This is a genomic window from Saccharopolyspora griseoalba (assembly GCF_042665275.1).
GTDB lineage: Bacteria > Actinomycetota > Actinomycetes > Mycobacteriales > Pseudonocardiaceae > Saccharopolyspora > Saccharopolyspora griseoalba.
In genome coordinates, this window is the sequence record NZ_JBHTCJ010000002.1 from 436,451 (window position 1) to 455,526 (window position 19,076).

At 68.0% G+C, this 19,076-nt stretch carries 17 protein-coding genes; 8 read left to right on the forward strand and 9 right to left on the reverse strand.

Annotated elements, in window-relative coordinates; translation table 11 throughout:
* Positions 1-161 precede the first annotated feature (161 nt).
* The 5 genes from ACFQRI_RS06190 to ACFQRI_RS06210 all read left to right on the forward strand — a co-directional run bounded on the left by ACFQRI_RS06190 (position 162) and on the right by ACFQRI_RS06210 (position 5,877).
* A complete protein-coding gene (locus tag ACFQRI_RS06190) occupies positions 162-3,113 on the forward strand; it encodes a sensor histidine kinase (protein WP_380665372.1) in 2,952 nt (983 codons plus the stop codon).
* A gap of 32 nt (positions 3,114-3,145) precedes the next feature.
* The gene (locus ACFQRI_RS06195; RefSeq protein WP_380665374.1) at positions 3,146-3,586 is read left to right on the forward strand and encodes a roadblock/LC7 domain-containing protein; all 441 of its coding nucleotides are present in this window, start codon (positions 3,146-3,148) and stop codon (positions 3,584-3,586) included.
* A gap of 298 nt (positions 3,587-3,884) precedes the next feature.
* Positions 3,885-4,238: a DUF742 domain-containing protein gene (locus ACFQRI_RS06200; RefSeq protein ID WP_380665376.1), complete on the forward strand. Its 354-nt coding sequence runs from the start codon at positions 3,885-3,887 to the stop codon at positions 4,236-4,238.
* Between the two features lie 79 nt (positions 4,239-4,317).
* Positions 4,318-4,953, forward strand: a complete 636-nt coding sequence (locus ACFQRI_RS06205; protein WP_380665378.1) for a GTP-binding protein — start codon at positions 4,318-4,320, stop codon at positions 4,951-4,953.
* Between the two features lie 198 nt (positions 4,954-5,151).
* Positions 5,152-5,877 (forward strand): hypothetical protein, encoded by a 726-nt coding sequence (locus ACFQRI_RS06210; RefSeq protein ID WP_380665380.1) that lies wholly within the window; start codon positions 5,152-5,154, stop codon positions 5,875-5,877.
* On the opposite strand, the gene ACFQRI_RS06215 is transcribed toward ACFQRI_RS06210, so the two are convergent.
* The 5 genes from ACFQRI_RS06215 to ACFQRI_RS06235 form a co-directional block, all read right to left on the reverse strand.
* A complete protein-coding gene (locus tag ACFQRI_RS06215; protein ID WP_380665382.1) occupies positions 5,867-6,817 on the reverse strand; it encodes a patatin-like phospholipase family protein in 951 nt (316 codons plus the stop codon). The two genes, ACFQRI_RS06210 and ACFQRI_RS06215, sit on opposite strands and share 11 nt — an antisense overlap.
* Before the next feature lie 62 nt (positions 6,818-6,879).
* Positions 6,880-7,317: an alternative ribosome rescue aminoacyl-tRNA hydrolase ArfB gene (gene arfB / locus ACFQRI_RS06220; protein ID WP_380665384.1), complete on the reverse strand. Its 438-nt coding sequence runs from the start codon at positions 7,315-7,317 to the stop codon at positions 6,880-6,882.
* Positions 7,318-7,430: 113 nt separating this feature from the next.
* Complete coding sequence (locus tag ACFQRI_RS06225) at positions 7,431-8,798, reverse strand: serine hydrolase domain-containing protein (RefSeq protein WP_380665386.1); 1,368 nt, start codon at positions 8,796-8,798, stop codon at positions 7,431-7,433.
* Between the two features lie 77 nt (positions 8,799-8,875).
* Complete coding sequence (locus tag ACFQRI_RS06230) at positions 8,876-9,841, reverse strand: CPBP family intramembrane glutamic endopeptidase (RefSeq protein WP_380665388.1); 966 nt, start codon at positions 9,839-9,841, stop codon at positions 8,876-8,878.
* Positions 9,842-9,945: 104 nt separating this feature from the next.
* Entirely contained in the window at positions 9,946-12,027 is a 2,082-nt protein-coding gene (locus ACFQRI_RS06235; protein WP_380665390.1) for a transglycosylase domain-containing protein, read from the reverse strand.
* A gap of 319 nt (positions 12,028-12,346) precedes the next feature.
* On the opposite strand from ACFQRI_RS06235, the gene ACFQRI_RS06240 reads away from it, so the two are divergent.
* A complete protein-coding gene (locus tag ACFQRI_RS06240) occupies positions 12,347-12,727 on the forward strand; it encodes a hypothetical protein (RefSeq protein WP_380665392.1) in 381 nt (126 codons plus the stop codon).
* Here ACFQRI_RS06240 and ACFQRI_RS06245 read toward each other — a convergent pair.
* Positions 12,724-13,143 carry a hypothetical protein gene (locus tag ACFQRI_RS06245; protein WP_380665394.1) on the reverse strand — a complete coding sequence of 140 codons (420 nt, stop codon included), beginning with the start codon at positions 13,141-13,143 and terminating at the stop codon, positions 12,724-12,726. The two genes, ACFQRI_RS06240 and ACFQRI_RS06245, sit on opposite strands and share 4 nt — an antisense overlap.
* 145 nt (positions 13,144-13,288) lie before the next feature.
* Positions 13,289-14,422, reverse strand: coding sequence for an MFS transporter (locus tag ACFQRI_RS06250; protein ID WP_380665396.1), 1,134 nt, complete (start codon positions 14,420-14,422; stop codon positions 13,289-13,291).
* 311 nt (positions 14,423-14,733) lie between these two features.
* Between ACFQRI_RS06250 and ACFQRI_RS06255 the strand changes: the two genes are divergently transcribed.
* Positions 14,734-15,822, forward strand: coding sequence for a M14 family zinc carboxypeptidase (locus ACFQRI_RS06255; RefSeq protein WP_380665398.1), 1,089 nt, complete (start codon positions 14,734-14,736; stop codon positions 15,820-15,822).
* Positions 15,823-15,944: 122 nt separating this feature from the next.
* Here ACFQRI_RS06255 and ACFQRI_RS06260 read toward each other — a convergent pair whose 3' ends face one another.
* Together ACFQRI_RS06260 and ACFQRI_RS06265 are read right to left on the reverse strand one after the other, a co-directional pair.
* On the reverse strand, positions 15,945-16,688 hold the full coding sequence (locus tag ACFQRI_RS06260) for a DUF6319 family protein (RefSeq protein WP_380665400.1): 744 nt from the start codon (positions 16,686-16,688) through the stop codon (positions 15,945-15,947).
* Between the two features lie 110 nt (positions 16,689-16,798).
* The gene (locus ACFQRI_RS06265; RefSeq protein WP_380665402.1) at positions 16,799-18,286 is read right to left on the reverse strand and encodes a flavin-containing monooxygenase; all 1,488 of its coding nucleotides are present in this window, start codon (positions 18,284-18,286) and stop codon (positions 16,799-16,801) included.
* Between the two features lie 83 nt (positions 18,287-18,369).
* On the opposite strand from ACFQRI_RS06265, the gene ACFQRI_RS06270 reads away from it, so the two are divergent.
* Positions 18,370-18,981 carry a TetR/AcrR family transcriptional regulator gene (locus ACFQRI_RS06270; protein ID WP_380665404.1) on the forward strand — a complete coding sequence of 204 codons (612 nt, stop codon included), beginning with the start codon at positions 18,370-18,372 and terminating at the stop codon, positions 18,979-18,981.
* Positions 18,982-19,076: the final 95 nt, after the last annotated feature.

Below are 19,076 nucleotides of genomic sequence, written 5' to 3' on the forward strand. Positions count from 1 at the left end.
GCCGCCGTAGGCCGCACCGCCACCCGCGAAAACCCCCGAAACGCAGGCAGCGCCGCCGACCACCAACGACCTGCCGCGCAACCCCCGAACGGGCACGCATGCCCACCACACGAACGCGCAGTTGGCGACAACAGCTTCACCGCGCGGGAAAGGACTGCGTCGTGAGCAGCGGACTCGAAGACCCGCCCGCGAACGCGACCCGGACGTCCATGTGGTCGCACGCCACATCGAAGATCACCAAGTGGCGGAACTGGAAGCTTCCCGTCAAGATCGCCGCGGTCGTGCTCGTCCCGGTGATCTTCGCGATCGTGCTGGGCGTGCTGCAGATCCGCGGCCAGATCACGCAAGCGCACCAGTACGAGCAGATGGACAGCGTCGTCACCGCCGGAAGCGCGGTGCGCGGCGCCGTCACCAAGCTCCAGGACGAGCGCAGCATGGCTGCCGAATACCTGGCGGACGACCCCGCCGTGTCCCAGGACGAGCTGCGCAACCGCTTCGGCGTCTCCGAACAAGCGCTCAACGAAGCGCGGCGACAGCTCAGCGCAACGCTGGAGACCAACGCGGTCCGCTTCGCACGGGAGGAAACCGACCGGCAGTTCAACCAGCTGGCCGTGCTCCGCGCCCAGATCATCGGCGGTCAGACCGACCCCGGGGTCGTCACCAACTACTACACCAAGCTGATCGACGCGATGCTGGCCATGGACCGCACGCTGATCAGCGAGATCTCCTCCTCGCAGCTGGTCTCCACGGCCACCACGGTGCACGAGCTGGCCAAGGTCAACGAGGAGGTCCGGCTTCAGCAGACCCTGGTGCTCACCGGGCTTTCCGAAGGCGAGTTCTCCGAGGACAACCTGACGCGCCTGGCTGCTAGCGAGACCCGGCGCACCGCTGCCGTCCAGGAATTCCGCGCGGCGGCGCACCCGCAGCAGCGCAACAACTACGACCAGCTCTACTCGATTCCCGAGCTGCCCGCTCGGGAAACCACGGTGCAGCTGGCCATCGCCGAACGGGACAACGCCAGCGCCGAGCTGTCGTCGGGCCTCGTGTCGCCGGCGGTGTGGAAGCAGCAGTCCCAGGCCGCCTCGAAGGCCTTGGAAGGCCTGCAGAGCCATCTGGAGAAGCAGCTCCACGACACCGCGTTCACGCTGCAGGACAACGCCAGCAACCTCGCCGGGCTGCAGTCGGTGATCCTGCTCTCGGCGCTGCTGTTGTTCGGCGCGATCGTGGTCGTGATCGCCCGCCACCTGCTCAGCTCCCTGGACGTGCTGCGCCGCAGCGCGCTGGACACCGCCAACCACCAGCTGCCCGATGCGGTCGCCGACATCCGGGCCGGGCGCACACCGGATTCCTCGGTCAAGCAGGTCCCGGTGGACACCACCGACGAGATCGGCGAAGTGGCACGGGCCTTCGACGACGTGCACACCCAGGCGGTCAACCTGGCATCCGAGCAGGCAGAGCTGCGTCGCAGCTACAGCGACTCGTTCGTCAACGTCTCGCGGCGCAGCCAGAGCCTCTTGGAGCGGCAGCTCCGGCTGTTCGAACAGCTCGAGCGCGACGAGGAGGATCCGGACCAGCTGGCCACGCTGTTCCAGCTCGACCACCTGTCGACGCGGATGCGCCGCAACAACGAGAACCTCATGGTTCTCTCCGGCGCAGACCTCGCGCGCCGCTTCAACAAACCGGCCGCACCCGCCGACCTGCTGCGCGCCGCGATCTCGGAGATCGAGCACTACCCGAGGGTCAACGTCCAGCAACTGCCGGAGCCCAAGGTCGTCGGCTACGCCGCGGGCGACCTCGTGCGGCTGCTGGCCGAGCTGCTGGACAACGCGGCGAACTTCTCCGCCCCCAACACCCAGGTCGTGGTCACCGGCGAGCGGGGCCGGGACGCCTCGTTGCGCATCGACATCACCGACGAGGGCATCGGGATGAACGAGACCGAGATCGCCGATGCCAACCACCGGCTGTCCAGCGCCGAGGACCTCAAGCTGTCGACCTCGCGGCGCATGGGCCTGTACGTGGTGGGGCGCCTCGCCCGCAGACACGGCGTGGAGGTGCGGTTGCAGCAGGGACCGGAAGGAGTCGGGACCAAGACCTCGGTCACCCTCGGCGTCGACCTGCTGATCGACGACGTGGCACTGCCGGAACCGCGCACCAACGGTGGTGTGTACCGCCCGGCGCACGACGACGACACGCTGATCCGGCAGTTCGACTGGGAGGCCGCCGAGCAGGACGCGGCAAGCCACAGCCCTTCGCGCAACGGGTTTCACCTCTTCCGGGGCCCCGGCGAAGGCGGACCGCCGCAGACCGACTCCGATGACCTGTTCAACACGCAGGAGATGTCGCTGCAGCTGCCCGATCCACCGGTCGAGGTTCCCGATGCCACCGGGGAGATGATCGACCCGTCGTCGTCGGCGTGGTTCCAGGAGTTGCCGGAGGCCGACGAGCAGCACGCCGAGGGCGAACCCAGCTGGCCGCAGACCACCGCGCAAGACGCCGGCGGGCCGGAGAGCAGGGGAACCTCCCTGCCACCGCAGTCGGAGGACCGATCGGCCGCCCAAGCCGACGCAGCCGGTCTCGCTTCCTGGACGTTCGCCAACGACCAGGAGTGGGAGCGAGCCGAGGAAGTCGCTGCGGCCGAGCCCGCCGACTACACCAACGCAGGTCTGCCGGTGCGGACTCCGCGGGCCAATCTGATCGCCGGAAGCGCAAACGAAACCGCGGGCAACCCGACCAAACCTGCTCGCGACCCCGATCTCGCTCGTGGTCGCCTGGCCAGCTTTCAGGCGGGCGTGCGTCGCGGCAGGCACCGGATGCAGAGCGCGGCAGCGGGCAACGACCCGATCGTTGCACCGGAGCCCCAGGAACCAGAACCCGAGGAACCCGCTGGTGGCGACGCTGCAGAAGCTGGCTCCGAGTTCACGGCCTCGGGGCTGCCCCGCCGGTCTCCGCAGGCGCAGCTGGTTGCGGGGTTGAGCAACGGGTCCGGCTCCGAGGCCAAACCGCCGCGAGACGCGGACGTGATGCGCGGGCGACTCGCCAGCTTCCAACGAGGGGTGCGCGAAGGGAAGCACACGCTCCGCGGCGCGCAGCCCTTCAACGACGAATCCCGGTGACCCCCGAATCAGTGAGGAAGAAAGGAGGCGCCATGAACGCCCAGAATGCTCAACCGAGCCAGTTCGGTTGGCTCGTCACGGAGTTCACCGAGCGAGTTCCCGGTGTGGCGCACGCGGTGGTGGTCTCGGCCGACGGCTTGTTGCTGACCGCCTCGGCGAAACTTCCGACCGACCGCGCCGACCAGCTCGCCGCCGTCGCCTCGGGCCTGCTGAGCCTCACCCAAGGCGCCGCCCGGTGCTTCGAGGCTGGGGCGGTCACCGAGACCGTGGTGGAGATGGACCGCGGCCTGATGCTGCAGATGGCCATCAGCGACGGCTCCTGCTTGACGGTGCTGGCGGCACCGCACTGCGACATGGGCCTGATCGCCTACGAAATGGCCCTTCTCGTCGAGCGCGTCGGTCAGATCCTGACCCCGGAGCTGCGTTCCCAGCTGCAGGGAACCTCTCGCATGATGACTGGGCAGACGGTGTGAGGAAGCTATGAGCACAGGTCCGGACCCCGCTGGGCAGCACCGGCGCCCCGACGATTCCGACAGCGATGGTGTCGCGGAGGTCTTCGCCCGGTTCACCCTGGACAGCGGCCGACGTCGCGGTCGACGCCGGAAACGTGCGCAGGAGGACCCCGGACCGCAGGGCGCACCCCAGCCATCGGAGAAGGAGGCCGGGGCCGGTGCAGGAGAACGGTCGGCGCAGCCCTGGCCGACGCAGGACCCCGGTCCCGTGACCGGGTTCACCCGCACAGCTCCCACCTCCGACCCGCACCCGGTCGCGGTGGAGGCAGACGAGGAGCAAGCCGCCTACATCCGCCCGTACGCGTGGACGGGCGGGCGGACCCGGTCGAACCGCGCGCTCGAGCTGGAAACCCTGGTCTCGGTGAGCGAGATGTGCCGACCTGAGCGGCTGCGACGCACCGAGCACCACACCATCGCCGAGATCTGCAAGCATCCGCGCTCGCTGGCCGAAGTGGGCGCGTTGCTGGCGGTTCCGCTCGGCGTGGCGAAGGTTCTGGTCAGCGACATGGCCGACCTCGGTCTGATCACCGTGCACGAGACCGTCAGCGACAGCAGCAGTTCGTCGCACTTCCTGTTGATGGAGCGGGTTCTGAGTGGACTGCGTCGGCTTTGAGACCCGCGCTCGCGCGGTGTCACCGGGCAACGCACGAGCAGCAGACTCGCAGCCTTATTCGAGGAATGAGTGGGCAGAATTGAAACCTGATACGCAACCTCGCCGGGCCGATGCACCCCACCCACCGGCCGCAACCTCGGCCAAGATCGTCGTCGCGGGTGGGTTCGGCGCGGGGAAGACGACCTTCGTCGGATCGGTGTCGGAGATCGTGCCGCTGACCACCGAGGCGGTGATGACCGAGGCGAGCTCGGGCATCGACGACGTGCGCGCGACCCCCGACAAGACCACCACCACCGTGGCGATGGACTTCGGCCGGTTGTCGCTCGACGAGGACCTGGTCCTGTACTTGTTCGGAACTCCCGGACAGCACCGCTTCTGGTTCATGTGGGATGACCTGGTGCGCGGCGCGATCGGCGCGGTCGTGCTGGTCGACACTCGCCGGCTGGCGGACTGCTTCTCGGCGATCGACTTCTTCGAGGACCGGAAGCTTCCTTACATCGTGGGCCTGAACTGCTTCGACGGCACCTTGCACCACCGCGTGCAGGAGGTCCGGGAGGCCATGGCCATCCCCGACGACGTCCCGATCGTGACCTGCGATGCGCGCAACCGCGAATCCACCAAGCAGTCGCTTATCCGGCTGGTCGAGTACGCGATGCAGTGGTGGATGCAGAACGCCCCCGAGCAGCAGCAGAACAACCTCTCGGCCACGCGCTGAGACCCCCAGTCCGGCGCTGGTCCGTTTTTAGCTCCCCGGCCAGCGTCGACTTGTGGCGGTGAGGTTGGGAACCAATCTCCCCTCCCTCGCAAATTCTGCGAGAAAGGTTCCCAAGCTCACCGCCACACCTGTCGTGCGCCCGACACAACGAGAGCGAAAATGCCGGGCTTGCGCGCGAACATCCGGATAGTGCGGTGCATGACGAACACCATCCTCGCCAAAGCCGCCGCCCTGGAGCTCCCCAAGCGGGTCTATCGCGTCGCCGAACTCGACGAGCACGGCGTCAGCCAGTCGAAGGCCTACCGCTGGGCGCGGGCAGATGGCCCGTGGACGCGGCTGGCTCCCGGCGTTGTGCTGGTCGCCGCCGACGCGCCCACCGTTCGAGATCGCATCGAAGCCGCGCTGCTGCGCGCAGGCCCCGGCGCGATGGTCACCGGGCTGCACGCGGCGAGACTTCACGGGTTGAAATCCCCGCCCGAGGACGCCGAAGTCCACATCCTCATCCCGCACGGCCGCAAGATCCAGAGCTACGCTGGAACCCGGTTCGAGCGCACCACCCGGCTCCCCCGACCTGTGATGGTCGACGGCATCCCGGTCGCTCCACCCGTTCGCGCCGTGATGGACGGCGCACGGAGCTGGCAGACCACAGCGCTGACCAGAGAGCTGCTGCTCGAGGCCATCAGCAAGGAAGGGGTTTGCGAGTTCGACGAGCTCGTCGCCGAAATGGGGGCGGGCAGCCGTCGGGGCACCGCGCTGCCGCGCGCCATCCTGCGCGCCGAGCGCAGCCGCGTCGCGCGTCCGCATCCGGCCCCGGCGCGCCCCGCCGAACGGCCACGTGCCAAATCCCCGCAGGGCAGCACGACCAGATTCCTGCGGCGAGCGCTCCTGAGCAGACTCCTGCCCAGGGCTGCTGTCAGGACGTAGCGGGAGCGGTGTCGGTGACCCCGAACTCGCCGCTGCGCACCGGTTTGCCCGCGATGTCGACCGGTTCGTCGGGTACACGTGCGGCGTTGGGGTACCACTCGCGGGCGACCTGCCAGGATTCGTCAATCAGCGCGCGGGAGTGCGCGAACGAATACGGCGAGAGCCCCACAACAGAAGGCGCGGGCAGCACGTAGAGCTCGCAACGGGAGGCGTTGAGCTGCATGTCCAGGCGTGCAGCTGAAACCATCGCCGCTCCCAGCGCCGAGCCGTTGACAGCACCGACCGAACGCGGCGGGGTTTTCGGCGGTGGCCAGGTCGCGATCGATCCGACGCCGCGCCGCTCGCCTCCGCTGCTGATGTCGAAGGGCTCGGTGCCCCCGCAGGGCAGCACGAACACCCGCTCGGCGCCCTGCTCCACAGCGCGGCTGATCGGCATGAACGCCGCCGGCCCGCCATCGACCAACCAGCGGTCCCCGACCTGGATGGGAGGGAACATCCCGGGGATGGAGCAAGAAACGACCAGCGGCGGTAGCGCTGGCCCGCTCTCGAAGTACACCGCATCGCCGGTGTCGAGATCAGTGGCGGTCACCGTGACCGGGACCTTGGCGTCCTGCAGGCGCCGGAAGGGCAGGTTGTTGAACAGCCAGCGAGCCAAGCCGTGATTGCCCATCACGTGGTTGGACAGACCCAGCTTGCCTGCCAGGACCCTCGTCGGTTGGATCGGGAACACGTCCGAGCGGCGCATGGTCATCCACAGTTCGCGCAGCTTCGCCGCGCCGCGGGAAGTGGGGTCGCCTGCCAGCCAAGCCGCGTTGAGCGAGCCCGCCGAGGTGCCCACGAGCAGATCAGGCTCGACGCCTGCCTCGAACAGCGCCGAGGCCAGCCCGGCCTGAATCGCGCCGAACGTGGAGCCGCCCGGCAAGACCCATGCGGTGCGCATGCCCATGTCCTTTCTGCGCTCGTCTGCAGCAGAAGCCTAGCGGTCAGCAGCGTCTCCGCAGCTCAAGCATCGCCGGGATCACCGCGGCGACGGTTTTTCTTGATCTCGGAGCGGCGCTTCTTGCCCGCCAGCCGACGGCGCTGCGAGCCCTTGGTGGGCTTGGTGGGCCGCCGCTTGGGCGGGGCAGGCGCAACCGCCTTGCTCAGCACCTCGGCGAGGCGTTCCCGCGCGGCCTGCCGGTTGGCCAGTTGGGACCGGAATTCGGATGCCGAAATGGTGATCACACCGTCGACCAGGCGGTGCTGAAGGCGTTCCAGCGCGCGGCGACGCAGCGCCTCTGGAACCGATTCCGCCTCGGCCAGGTCGAACGATAGTTCAACGCGGGAATCGGTCGTGTTGACTCCTTGCCCACCGGGCCCCGACGACCTGGAGAAGCGTTCGAACAGCTCGCCCTGCGGGATGCTCCAGCTCCCGTTGATCGACAAGTCGGTGGTGCTCATGCCCTCAGAATGCAGCACGGCCGACCTTCTGCGAAAAAATTCACCGGCCGACCTGAGCAGGGGAACCTTGCGTGCATCACCAACAGCGAGGTTCCCCTGCCGGTTTCACCGCTTCAGCTGCCCGCCGGGCGCCAGCCGGCGACCCCGCCCGGTACCGGGGCATCGGTGTCGTACGGGGTGCGGGTGAAGATGAACGTGTTCAGGTTCAGGTGCGTGGGCTTGCCATCAGCGCCACGTCCGACCCGCAGGATCTCGCCCGAGTAGTAGCCGTCGAGCCCCGTCCAGGTCCCGTCACCGTTGGGCTTGAACCGCGAGGCCCGTCCGCGCCGTCCGTGCCCGGGCACCAGGTCGAGCAGGCCGTTGCTGAGCAGCTTGAGCACGTACGGGGACGGGCCCCAGTACCACTCGCCGGTCAGCTCGAGCAGCGTCGTGTCGACTTCCGGGTTCGGCTGCCACGGCTTCGGGATCCGCGATTCGAGCTCGCCGAGCGTGTCGAGCAGATCGGTGAGCAGCGCGCCATTGACGCCTGCAGTGGTGTTGGCCATGAAGATCGCACTGGTCGCGTCCTCCGGATCGGTCCAGACCGTTGCCAGGAACCCCGGCATCGAACCGGTGTGACCCGCCAGGCGGCGGTTGTTGTGCCGCGCCAGCTGAAGACCCAAGCCGTAGCCGGCGCGCCATTGCGGCCCGTCGTCGACCGAGCCGGGAACTCTCATCTCGGCGACGGTGTCCGGGTGCAGCACATCGCCGGTGTCACCCCCGACGAACCTGGCCCACCTGGCCATATCGTCGAACGTCGACCACAGCTGCCCCGCAGGCGCCATCGCCCCGGCGTCCTCGGCCGGCTCGGGCAGCAGGACATCCGCCCACGGGTGCACGCCGTAGCCCTGGGCATGCGGGGCCACCGGGCTGAGAGTTGTGCGGGTCATCCCCAGCGGGTCGAGAACCTCCCGCTGCATGACCTCGTGCCAGGCAGCACCGCGGATGCGCGCGACGAGCTCGCCCAGGACACCGAACCCCACGTTCGAGTAGTGGAAACCGTGCCGGGGTGGCGGCCGCAGCGCGGAGTCGTCGATGCTCGACAGCAGTTCTTCCGCGCTGCCTCCCGGAGTTCGCTCCCACCACTCCCCTGCGGGCTCGGCGGTCAGTCCGCTGGATTGCGACAGGAGGGCTCCGATGCTGCGCTGGCCGATCGATGTGCCGGGGACGTAGCGGTCGAGCGGATCAGCCAGGTCGAGCAGACCTTCGTCGCGCAGACGCATCACCAGCACCGCGACGAACGTCTTCGTGATCGACCCGACGCGGTACTGGGTATCGGTCGTGGCAGGGGCACCATCGACCTGTCCCCTGGAATCGACCCAAATCGTCTCCCCGTCGCGCACCAGACCAGCGATGAGCGAGGGAACCCGGTTTTCGCTCTGCTCCACGGCCAGGCGCCGCAGCAGCGCGCGCTGGGTGGAGGGCAGCAGACTCGTCACCATGGCTCCATGGTTTCACGCCTGCGGCGGCCCGCTCGGCTTCCGATCTTCACGGACCCCTGATCGAGAGGTTCCCTTGCTCAACCCTTCCGGCTCAGCCTGTTGACCCCTCTGCTGATACCCGCCCGCGGCGCCTGGGCGAACCGGACCGGGAGCTTCCCGAGCAGCATCAGGATCAAGATCACCAGCGCCAGCACGATCCAGCCGCTCCAGCCGAGCAGGCCGACGTGCACGTTGTCGATCGGATGTCCCGCCGCGGCGAAGATCCCGCCGAGAGCTCCCGCGGAGTTGAGGAAACCGTGCGCGATCGCGGCGGGCCACACGCTCCCGGAGGAAAGCCGGATCCAGCTCAGCAGCGTTCCGACCAGCACGCAGAAGCAGACCATCATGATGAACGCGACCACGACCGGCACGTTCGGGTAGTTGTAGCCGAGGATCAAGATGGGCGCGTGCCAGAGCCCCCAGAGCACGCCGGTGGTCACGAACGCTCCCGGCTGGCCGAGGGGCAGCAGCGCCTTGGCCAGGTAACCGCGCCACCCGAGTTCCTCACCCAGCGCGGGAATCGTTTGCACCCAACCCAGCAGGAAGACCTGACCGAGCTGCGTCAGGACCAGGGGCATGGGCACCCCCTGGGAATCGGGTTGCCCCACCACGTCAGTACCGGACCGCTCGGCGAGACCGGAGAAACCGGTCCAATCCGCGTGGTAGACGCCGAGCATGTGGCCGACCACGAGCGCGAGCATCGCGATCAGGGGCGGGCCGAACCAGGCGAGCAGCGCGTAGTGCCACCACTTCTTGAGGCCGCCGGGATTGGTGAGGCCAGTCGCGCGCAGCGGTTTCGGAGCGGGACTGATCCATTTGTTGACCACCAGAGCCGCCAGCGCTGGCATGAACATCATTCCGGTGAGTGCGTACGGAGCTCCGGACCACGACAGCCCCTCGCCGGTGACGAACAAGGGCACCGACATCAACCAGGCCGGAACAATGGCGATCGCGACGAACCAGGTGGTACCGCGGACATCCACTCGATCTTGCTGGTAACCCACGACTGCATTTTGCCAATGCTTCCTTAAAGGACATTAAGCATCAGGTCGGAAAACAAAGGAACCCTCCGGCCATCGACTGGCTGGAGGGTTCCCTTGCTCACGGCTCAGCGTCCAGGGGGCGGTGGCGAACCGGGAAGCGGAGCGACCGGCAGCCCTTCGTGGATCTTCATCATCGCGTCGAACCACGTCCGCGCCGGCACCTTGCCGCCGTAAATGTTCCCTTCGTCACCGCACAGGTACGGCGGGTTGTCACCACCGGCATCGCAAATGCCTTCCGGCTTGCGCCCGTCGGCGTAGGTCAGCACGGCACCGGCCATCTGCGGGGTCGCACCGAGCAGCGCCGCCGACTGGTGCGCGCTGGTGGTTCCCGTCTTACCGATCATCGGCCGGTTCCAGTGCGCGGCCTTGGCCGCGACCCGCGAGGTTCCCTCGGTGTCGTCCTTGGCCAGCCCCTGCGCGAGCTGGTGCGCCACGTCCGGCCGCAGGGCCTGCTCGCAGCCGGCCTCCTGCAGCGGGATCGGGTTGCCGTCGCGGTCGGTGATCTCCTCGATCGGCGACGGCGGGCAGTAGACGCCGTCGCTCATGATCGTGGCCGCGACGTTGGACAGCTCGAGCACGTTGGTCGGGGTGAACCCGAGGGTGAAACCACCCAGGTTGCGCTGCTTGACCGTGTCAGCGACCGAGGGCCCGTTGGAGCCGTCCGAGTCCAGCTGGCGGCCGAGCATGTTGACCTGACCCATGGCGTGCCGCAGCCCCAGGCGGGAGGCCATGTCCACGACGTTGTTCAGCCCGACCTGCTCCTGCAGCTTCACGAAGGCGGTGTTGGGCGACGTGGCCAGCGCCATCTGCAACGTCCGCGGGCCCGAATCCACGCCTTCGGCGTTTTGCACCGTGTACGGCGAGCAACAGCCGTTCTTGTACACGCGCGAGGTGTAGCTGGCGGGAACGTCGACCGTGTCGTAGATGCTCATGCCCTGCTCGAGCGCGACGGCCGAGGTGAATATCTTGTAGATCGAGCCCGCGCCGAAGGGAACCGTCCTACTGACGATGTCGTAGGCGGTCTGGCCCTTGCTCGCGTCGTTGCCGAAGTCGCGGTTGGCCGCCAGCGCCCGGACCTTGTGCTTGTCCTTGCCCGGTTCCACTACGGCCATCGCGTTGGCGATGCCGTCGGTTTGGGTGGGGACGTACCTCTCGGCGGCCTGCTTGGCGGCGTCGGATGCCGTGCGATCCAGCGAGGTGCGGATCGTGTAGCCGCCGTTCTCGAGCTGATCGGAACTGACGCCGTGGCGGTCGAGGTAGTTCTCGACGTAGGTGCAGAAGAACCCGTCGGTCTCGCTGTCACCGGTGCCGACGCAGCCGTTCGGCGGGCGGCCGAGCGGCGAGAGCACGCCGAGCGGCTCCTTCTTGGCCCGCTCGGCATCCTCCTTGGTGATCCGGATGTCGTTGCGCGGATCGGCCATGAGGTCGATGACCAAGTTGCGCCGCGCCAGGGCATCGGCCGGGTTGGTTTCGGGGTTGAGCGCGCCGGGCTGGTTCACGATCGCCGCCAGCAGGGCGGACTGCGAGATGCTCAGGTTGTCGGGCGTGGTGCCGAAGTAGGTCTGCGCGGCCGCTCCGACCCCGAAGGTCTGATTGCCGAACGGCACCACGTTGAGGTAACCGGTGAGGATCTCCTCCTTGCTCATGGTGCGCTCGAGCTCGACGGCCAGCTTGGCCTCGCGCAGCTTGCGCGCGACCGTCGTCTCCTTGGCCTTCTCGGCCTCCATCGCGTTGCGCGCCGTGACGTGCACCAAGTAGTTCTTCACGTACTGCTGGGTGATCGTCGAGGCACCCTGCGCGGTCTGACCGCTGGCGGCGTTCTTGGCCAGCGCGCGCATCGTCCCGTGCCAGTCAACGCCCTCGTGATGCCAGAACCGCTTGTCCTCGACCGCGGTGATCGCGGCCTTCATGCTGTCGGAGATCTGCCCGGGCTTGGTCTCCACCCGGTACTGGTTGAAGAAGTAGGCGATCGGCTTTCCGTTGCGGTCGGTCACCGTCGACACCAGCGGCATCTCCCGCTTCGCGAGCGAGCTCGACATCCGGTCGATGGCGTCGGAGGACTGGTTGACCACCGCCCCGGTTCCGGTGGCCGCAGGCAGCAAGAGCGCCGCGACCAGCACGCCGGCCAGGACGCACAATCCGAACATTTTCAACAGCACGCCGCTGCGCACGCCAGCCCCTATCACCAAAGTGTCCGCAAGACCCGGCCACCGACGCGGGCCGGGTGAACGCCCACGCCCGGTACACCGGTCCGATCGACCGGAAAAAGCCACCCAATCGGACCAAACGAAGCCGATCTCCGCCTGTTTCGCTTAGTCGTCAGCCACTGCGTTGATATCACATGCCGCCGATGTGACGGCGTACCGCCAAGCCGCGAGAAATCGGAACCAGACACGAAGGAAGATCAACCGACTACACTGCGCGACAGAGAAGTTCCCATGCATCGCACCCGACCGCGGAGGGCACATGACCGGCGACCCGTTCCTCGATTCCCTGGCCACCGCGCTCGGCGGGCAGGCCGCAGCAGCCCTGGGTGCCGCTGGCGCGGCGGCGCTGGGCAAGGTGCGCGACCTGGTGCGTCGCCGGTCCGAGCAGGATCCGCAGACCCAGGCAGCACTCGAGGCGGCCGAACGACCTGACGCGGGTCAGGAGCAGATCTCCGCACTCGCCGAACGCCTCGACCAGGCCTGCGCTGAGGACCCGGAGTTCTCCGACGAGCTGCGCCGCGAGGGTGAACCGGTGCACAGCGAGATCATCGCCAGCAACAACGTGACGAACGTGAACCACGGAACGGTGCAGAACCTGGTGCAGACCCGCGAGATCAACGGCGGGATCACGTTCAACTAACGCTTGTCGGAATCGTTGAGCTCAGCCAGGTACCGGTTGTACTCGGCGAGCTCGGGGTCCTCCTCGGCATCGACCCGCGGCGCGGGAGGCGGAACGAGCGGTCGCTTGCGCCGCGGTGCGGACCGCTCCGCCGATTCCGGCGGTTCGCGCTCGGAGTCTTGGTCCGCATCCGGTTCGAGGGAGCCGTCCTGCTCCTTCCGCTGATCCAGGTCCATGCGGATCACGCGGATCCACAGGAAGATCGTGAAGGCGCCGAACAGCGGCCACTGGAGCGCGTACCCGAGGTTCTGGAAGCTCCCACCTGCATCGTGCGCGCGATCCCACTGCCACACGGCCAGGAAGCCGGTGGCGATCGTGACCACGATGAACAGCAGATGCAAAAGCAGCCAACGTGGGGTCAACAGGCTGCGCAACACGCCGCCGATTCTAGTGCCCCCGCCGCGTCCGCGGTGTCCCGCCCGTTCGCACGGCACCGCCTGCGGGCACCCGCGCGACCGCTTTGTGTGCGCAACACCACAGGGGAGCACTTCTGCCACTCCGGTGACAGGAAGGTTCCCCTGCTCAAAGCCGCACCCGCAGCCCCATCACGAAGCGGCTGGCGAGGATCAACGCTGCCGCGAGCGCGAAGGTGGGCGAGAAGCCGAGCCCGGAGATCAACGCCCCGAAGCCGATCGCACCGAGCCCTTGCCCGCCGTCGAAGGCGATGTTCCACGCGGTGCTCGCCGAGCCCGAATCGACGCGTTCGAGCATCAGCACCAGAGTCGTGTTCTGCACCGCGCCGAACCCGAGGCCGAACAGGGCCGCACCCACCAGCGCCACCGGTCCGGACAGCCACGCCGCCACCGCCAGCAGCGCGAAGCCGACCGCGCCGATGATGATCGAAGGCGCCAGCACGCCGCGCTGCCCGAAGCGATCTCCCAGCCGGCCGGCCGCCCACCTGCCGATCATTCCCGCGCCGCCGAAGGCAAGCAGGGCCAGCGAAGCCAAGGTCGGATCGATGGCCATCGACACGAACGCCGTGAGCCCTCCCGCGGAAGCCGTGACCACGACCATCACGACCCACCACGGGAGCAACGCGACCATCCCGGTCGGGCGCTCCCCGTGCTCCGGGGCACCGACGTGCACTTGCGCGATGCCCAGCACCGACGCGGCGGCGACCACCGGGAGCACCCCTGCGCCCCAGAACAGCGGAGCGAACCCGATGTGCTCGCTCAACCACACGCCCGCCGGGAGCAGGACGACGTTGGGCAGGCCGATCGCCAGGCCGTAGAGGCCTGCGGCACGACCCCGCTGCGCCACCGGAACGAGCTCGGCGACGAGGGCTGATCCCGTGACGGTCAGCAACCCGAACCCGACCCCTCGCAGCGCCGACACCGCGAGCAACATCCACAGCTCCGACGAGAGCGCGTACAAGGGCGTCGGCGCCCCGATCAGCACCGTGCCCGCGGCGAAGAGTCCTCGGACGTCGATGCGCGTGAGCGCCCACGGCATGGCCAGCTGCGTAAGCACCGTGACCAGCATGAACACCGCGTTCGTGGCCCCCGCTGCGGTTTCTCCCGCGCCGCCGGCGACCGCCCACAGCGGCACCACGGGTAACAGCAGCGCGTAGCCGGAGAACCCTCCCACTGTGGCGACCAGCAGAAAGCGCAGCGAGCGACTGCGCAGCGGGGTGGCGGGATCGATGGGTGTGCGCACGAGTTCTTGATATGTGGTGGCGGGCCGGCGTGTCCATTCCGGGTGAGCTCGCCTTGCCGGAGTTGTCCACTCCTGGCCGATTGTGCGGTTGATGTCGATGGTCTTGGCTGGGCTGGTTCCGGAGCTCTTTTCCGCACTCGGCAAGGAGACGTTGCATGTACCGGATACGTGCACTGGCGTTGGCGGGTCTCGTGGCGGGGTCGGCGTTCGTGCCGACGACCGCGTCCGCTCCCCCGACCGCGGCTGCCCCTCCCCCGTGCAGTGAGGAACCGCGATCGAACCCGATCACCGAGTTCACCAGCCACGAGGAAATGCTGTTCGAGCTCGATCGCATCGAGCAGGTCAGCGAGGGGAAGGTGAGCGTCGAATCGGTGGGTCAGTCCAACCAGGGCCGCGACATCCCGCTGGCACGCGTCGGCACAGGACCCAAGGTCGTGTTCATCACCGCCGAAATCCACGGCAACGAGAAGACCGGGCCGGACGCGGTGCTGGACATGCTCAACTACCTGGGGACTTCGCCCTCGCCTGCAGCGCAGCGAGTCCGCGATCAGCTCACCGTGGCGGCACTGCCGAAGATCAACCCGGATGGCGCCTCGCTCGACCGGCGCGGAAATGACATGCGCTGGGAGGAAGCCCAGGCCCGGTTCCCGCAGCTGGCGGCCGCCGAGCCGCCGTGGAACTACATGACCGGCCAGCGGCAGGGCGACGACTACTCGCAGCGTCCGGGCTTCGACGTCAACCGCGACTACAACCCGAACCTGGACTACCGGCCGCGTCCCAACGACTTCCCGGGCAGCAGCGACCGCCCAGGCTGGTTCATCACCCCGGAGACCCAAACCGTGCGGGACGTCTACCGCGGGTTGCAGGCCGAGTTCGGCAACGTCGACACCTACATCGACCTGCACCACCAGGGCGCCTGCTACACGGTCCCCGATACCGACAGGTTCGTGACCATGAGCCTGTCCGGGAAGTTCGTCGCCGACCCGTCGAGCCCCGAGGGCTCGCAGTTCGCCGACCACGCCGACACCTATCGGCCGGAGTACTCCAAGCAGCTCAACGTCGCCGCGTACAACGCGTTGCAGGAAGCCTCGGAGCGCAATCCCGCGTTCGGCGACATCACGCTGTACCCGCAGGACATCAACCTGCCGGGCACGGGCTTGGGAACCTTTCAGCTAAACGGCAGCGGCGCGGTGCTGTTCGAGGTTCGCGGCCAGACCCAAACGCTCGGCGAGCAGGACCGGGAACTGTTGACCGAAACCGTCTACATCGGTCTCGACGGGATCCTCTCCGGCCTGGCCGCAGGTGAGATCGAGAACCTCGATCCGGCCGCCTACGACCAGATCCCGCCGACCGACCGAGGCGATCGGACCCTGAGCAAGCTCGACGTCATCGAGAACTAGCAGCAGTCGGGCCCGGGGCGTCTAGGAGAAAGGTTCCCTTGCTCACCCAGCCCCGGGCGGATCAGCGCGCGCGAAGGGCCACTCCGCGGCCAAACGCGGAGTGGCCCTTCGCTGCACTGGGGTCAGTCGCCGAGTTCTTCCAGCGCCGCCTGCGCGGCTTCCAGCTCGGCGCGCAACGCCTCCACCCGGGCGCGGTGCTGTTCGCGCGCTGCTTCGATGACCGGTTCCACCGCCGCGGACACGTCCTCGTGCAGCATACGAGCTGCCTGCTGCACGGCGTTGACCGAGACCTGCGTCGGCTTGACCACGCGCTTCTTCGGCGTGCTGACCTCGACGGTCCACTGCCCGTCCGGGTCAGCGGTCAAGGTCACCGTGGCGCCGCCGGTCGCGGGCTTGGACTGCCGCTGCTTGGAGCGCGCGGAGCTCGCCTGATTCGACGGACGCGGCTTGTCCGCGGCCTTGGCGGCCCCGGGCTGGGCAGGTTCGTCCGCGGGTTTCGCGGTGGCCTCGGTGCGCGGCTTGGCCGCCGGCACCGAAGCCGCCCTGGAGCCGGGCTTGCCGGCCTCGGCGGCCGGCTTTTCGGTCCGCCCCCTGGAGTTCTTCGCCGGCGCCGGCTCGGGCGCCGGTTTCTTGCGCGGCGGCTTGACCCTGGTCAGCTCCGCTGTCGAGAAGGACAGCACGTCCTTCGAACTGGCCGGGCGGACCTGGATGAAGTCGCCTTCGGCCGGTTCGTTGAGCGCGATCACCTTGCCGGAGCGGCCTTCGGTGACCCCGACAGCCGAACTGGTGAACCACACGACGGGGGAGGTCCCCTCGTTCAACTCCTCGCGAATTGCGCGCAGGTCGTCCGACGACAGCGGAGACATCGCCGCCCCTAGCTCGGGTGCGCCCCAACAACGGGACTGCTCGACAGTGACCGGGCCACTATATCGAACGCCCGTGCGAAGCCACAACGGGGCTCGCGACGCTCAACCCCTCAGCGCGCGACGACTTCGTACTCCGCGAGGTCGACCTTCTTGGTGCGCATCCAGTACTTCCAGGTGAAGCCCGGCCACAGCGTGCGGTTCACGCCGTTCTCGTCGAGGTACCAGCTCTGGCACCCGCCCGCGGACCAGACCTCGCCCTCGAGCGAGGAGTGCATCTGCTCGAGGAACTCGTCCTGCGCGGACTTGCGGACGTCGACCTGGCCGACCTTGCCCTTGACGATCGGCTTGAGGCAGTCCATCACGTAGTTGATCTGCGATTCGATCATGAACACCACGGAGTTGTGCCCGAGTCCGGTGTTCGGGCCGAGCAGGAAGAACAGGTTCGGGTAGCCGGAGACGGTGATGCCCAGGTGGGCGTACATGCCGTCGCGCCAGTCGTCCTGGAGCTTGCGGCCGTCGCGGCCGATGATCGACAGGTGGCTGTAGGCGTCGGTGACGTGGAAGCCGGTGCCGTAGATGATCGCGTCGACCTCGTGCTCCCGGCCGTCTCCGGTGACCACCGAGCCCTCCTTCACCTCGGCCACGCCGCTGGTGGTGACATCGACGTTGGAGCGGTTCAGCGCCGGGTAGTAGTCGTTGGAGAGCAGGATGCGCTTGCAACCCATCGCGTAGTTCGGCGTGACCGCCTCGCGCAGCTCGGGGTCCTTGATGGCCTTGCGGATGTAGCGCTTGGACATCTGCTCGGCGAGCTTGCCGAAGCGCTTGTTGAACACGGCGAGGTACCTGGCCTCCAGGACCCAGTAGAGCGCCGCCCGCGCAGCGCGCTGGACCAGCGGGGCTCGCCGGAAGACCTTCTTCAGGCCCTCCGGGATCGCGCGGTCGGGCTTGGGCTGGATCCACGGCGGCGTGCGCTGGAACAGGTGCAACTGCTCGGCCTGCTCGGCGACCTTGGGCACGAACTGGATGGCGCTGGCGCCGGTGCCGACCACGGCGACCCGCTTGCCGCGCAAGTCGTAGTCGTGGTTCCACTCCGCGGAGTGGAAGATCTCGCCCTGGAACCGCTCCACGCCGGAGAGCTGCGGGTACATCGGCAGGTGCAGGGCACCCACGCCCGAGACCAGCGCCCGGCCGACGTACTCGGTCCCGTCACCGGTGGCCGCGGTCCAGAGCTTGGCCTGCTCGTCGTACTCAGCGCCGGTGAACTCCACGCCGTAGTGGATGTGCTCGCGCACCCCGTACTTGTCGGCGCAGTGCTGCAGGTATTCGTTGATCTCCCCCTGCTCGGCGAACATCCGCGACCAGTTCGGGTTCTGCTCGAAGGAGAACGAGTACATCAGCGAGGGCACATCGCAGGCGCAGCCCGGGTAGGTGTTGTCCCGCCAGGTGCCTCCCAGGTCCGAGGACTTCTCCAGCACGATGAAGTCATCGATGCCGGCCTGCTTGAGCCTGATCGCCATGCCGAGCCCGGAGAACCCCGTCCCGACAATGACCACCGAGGTCTCGTATCGACGCTGGTCAGGCGACTGCCGTTGCACCATCAGGCCCCTCCTCGGACACCGGCACAGCTAGCTACTGCCAAGTAGGCTACTACGGGTAGGTTACTTCCGGTAGGGTCGAGTTCGTGAGCAGCGCGCAAGCACCGGACCAGCCCCGCAAGCGGATGCCCCGCGCCGAGCGGGAGAAGCAGATCCTCGGCGTGGCCGAACGCGTGTTCGCCAACGCGGGCTACCAGTCCACCTCGATGGACGAGATCGCCGCGGAAGTGGGGCTGTCCAAGCCGATGCTCTACGAGTACTTCGGCTCCAAGGAAGGCTTGCTGCTGGCCTGCCTGCAGCGCTGCAAGCGCGAGCTGCTCGAAGCCACCAGCCACGCGGCGGCTGCGGCCGAGGGCCCCGAGCAGCTGCTCTACGACTGCCTGCTGGCGTTCTTCCGGTTCAGCGACGACCACGGCCAGGCGTGGGCGCTCCTGCGAAACGAGTTCTCCCTCCCGGACGCCTCGGTGAACACCGAGCTGGAATCCATCCGCATCCAGCAGCGGGACTTCACCGCGGGCCTGCTGGGCAACATCCGCTCCGATCTCGACGACGAACAGCTCGAAGCCTTCGCCGAATCGATCATCGGCGCCTGCGAGCGCCTGGCGCTGTGGCGGGAGCAGCGCCCGGAGGTCACCGCCGAGAAGGCCACCGAACACCTGATGTCGCTCATGGCCCCGAGCCTGGCCGCGGGGCTCTAGCGCCGACACCGAGCAAGGGAACCTTCCTGCCGCCTCCCACCTCGGCGGGCGAGCATGGGAACCTATTGCGCACGAGCCGCGCGAGCATGGGCCCG

Excerpts from the sequence above, each read along its gene's own strand:
- ACFQRI_RS06195 (WP_380665374.1), top strand. The coding sequence starts at position 3,146 with ATGAACGCCCAGAATGCTCAACCGAGCCAGTTCGGTTGGCTCGTCACG.
- ACFQRI_RS06210 (WP_380665380.1), top strand. The coding sequence starts at position 5,152 with ATGACGAACACCATCCTCGCCAAAGCCGCCGCCCTGGAGCTCCCCAAG.
- ACFQRI_RS06215 (WP_380665382.1), bottom strand. The coding sequence starts at position 6,817 with ATGCGCACCGCATGGGTCTTGCCGGGCGGCTCCACGTTCGGCGCGATT.
- arfB (WP_380665384.1), bottom strand. The coding sequence starts at position 7,317 with ATGAGCACCACCGACTTGTCGATCAACGGGAGCTGGAGCATCCCGCAG.
- ACFQRI_RS06225 (WP_380665386.1), bottom strand. The coding sequence starts at position 8,798 with ATGGTGACGAGTCTGCTGCCCTCCACCCAGCGCGCGCTGCTGCGGCGC.
- ACFQRI_RS06235 (WP_380665390.1), bottom strand. The coding sequence starts at position 12,027 with ATGTTCGGATTGTGCGTCCTGGCCGGCGTGCTGGTCGCGGCGCTCTTG.
- ACFQRI_RS06240 (WP_380665392.1), top strand. The coding sequence starts at position 12,347 with ATGACCGGCGACCCGTTCCTCGATTCCCTGGCCACCGCGCTCGGCGGG.
- ACFQRI_RS06255 (WP_380665398.1), top strand. The coding sequence starts at position 14,734 with ATGCTGTTCGAGCTCGATCGCATCGAGCAGGTCAGCGAGGGGAAGGTG.
- ACFQRI_RS06260 (WP_380665400.1), bottom strand. The coding sequence starts at position 16,688 with ATGTCTCCGCTGTCGTCGGACGACCTGCGCGCAATTCGCGAGGAGTTG.
- ACFQRI_RS06265 (WP_380665402.1), bottom strand. The coding sequence starts at position 18,286 with ATGGTGCAACGGCAGTCGCCTGACCAGCGTCGATACGAGACCTCGGTG.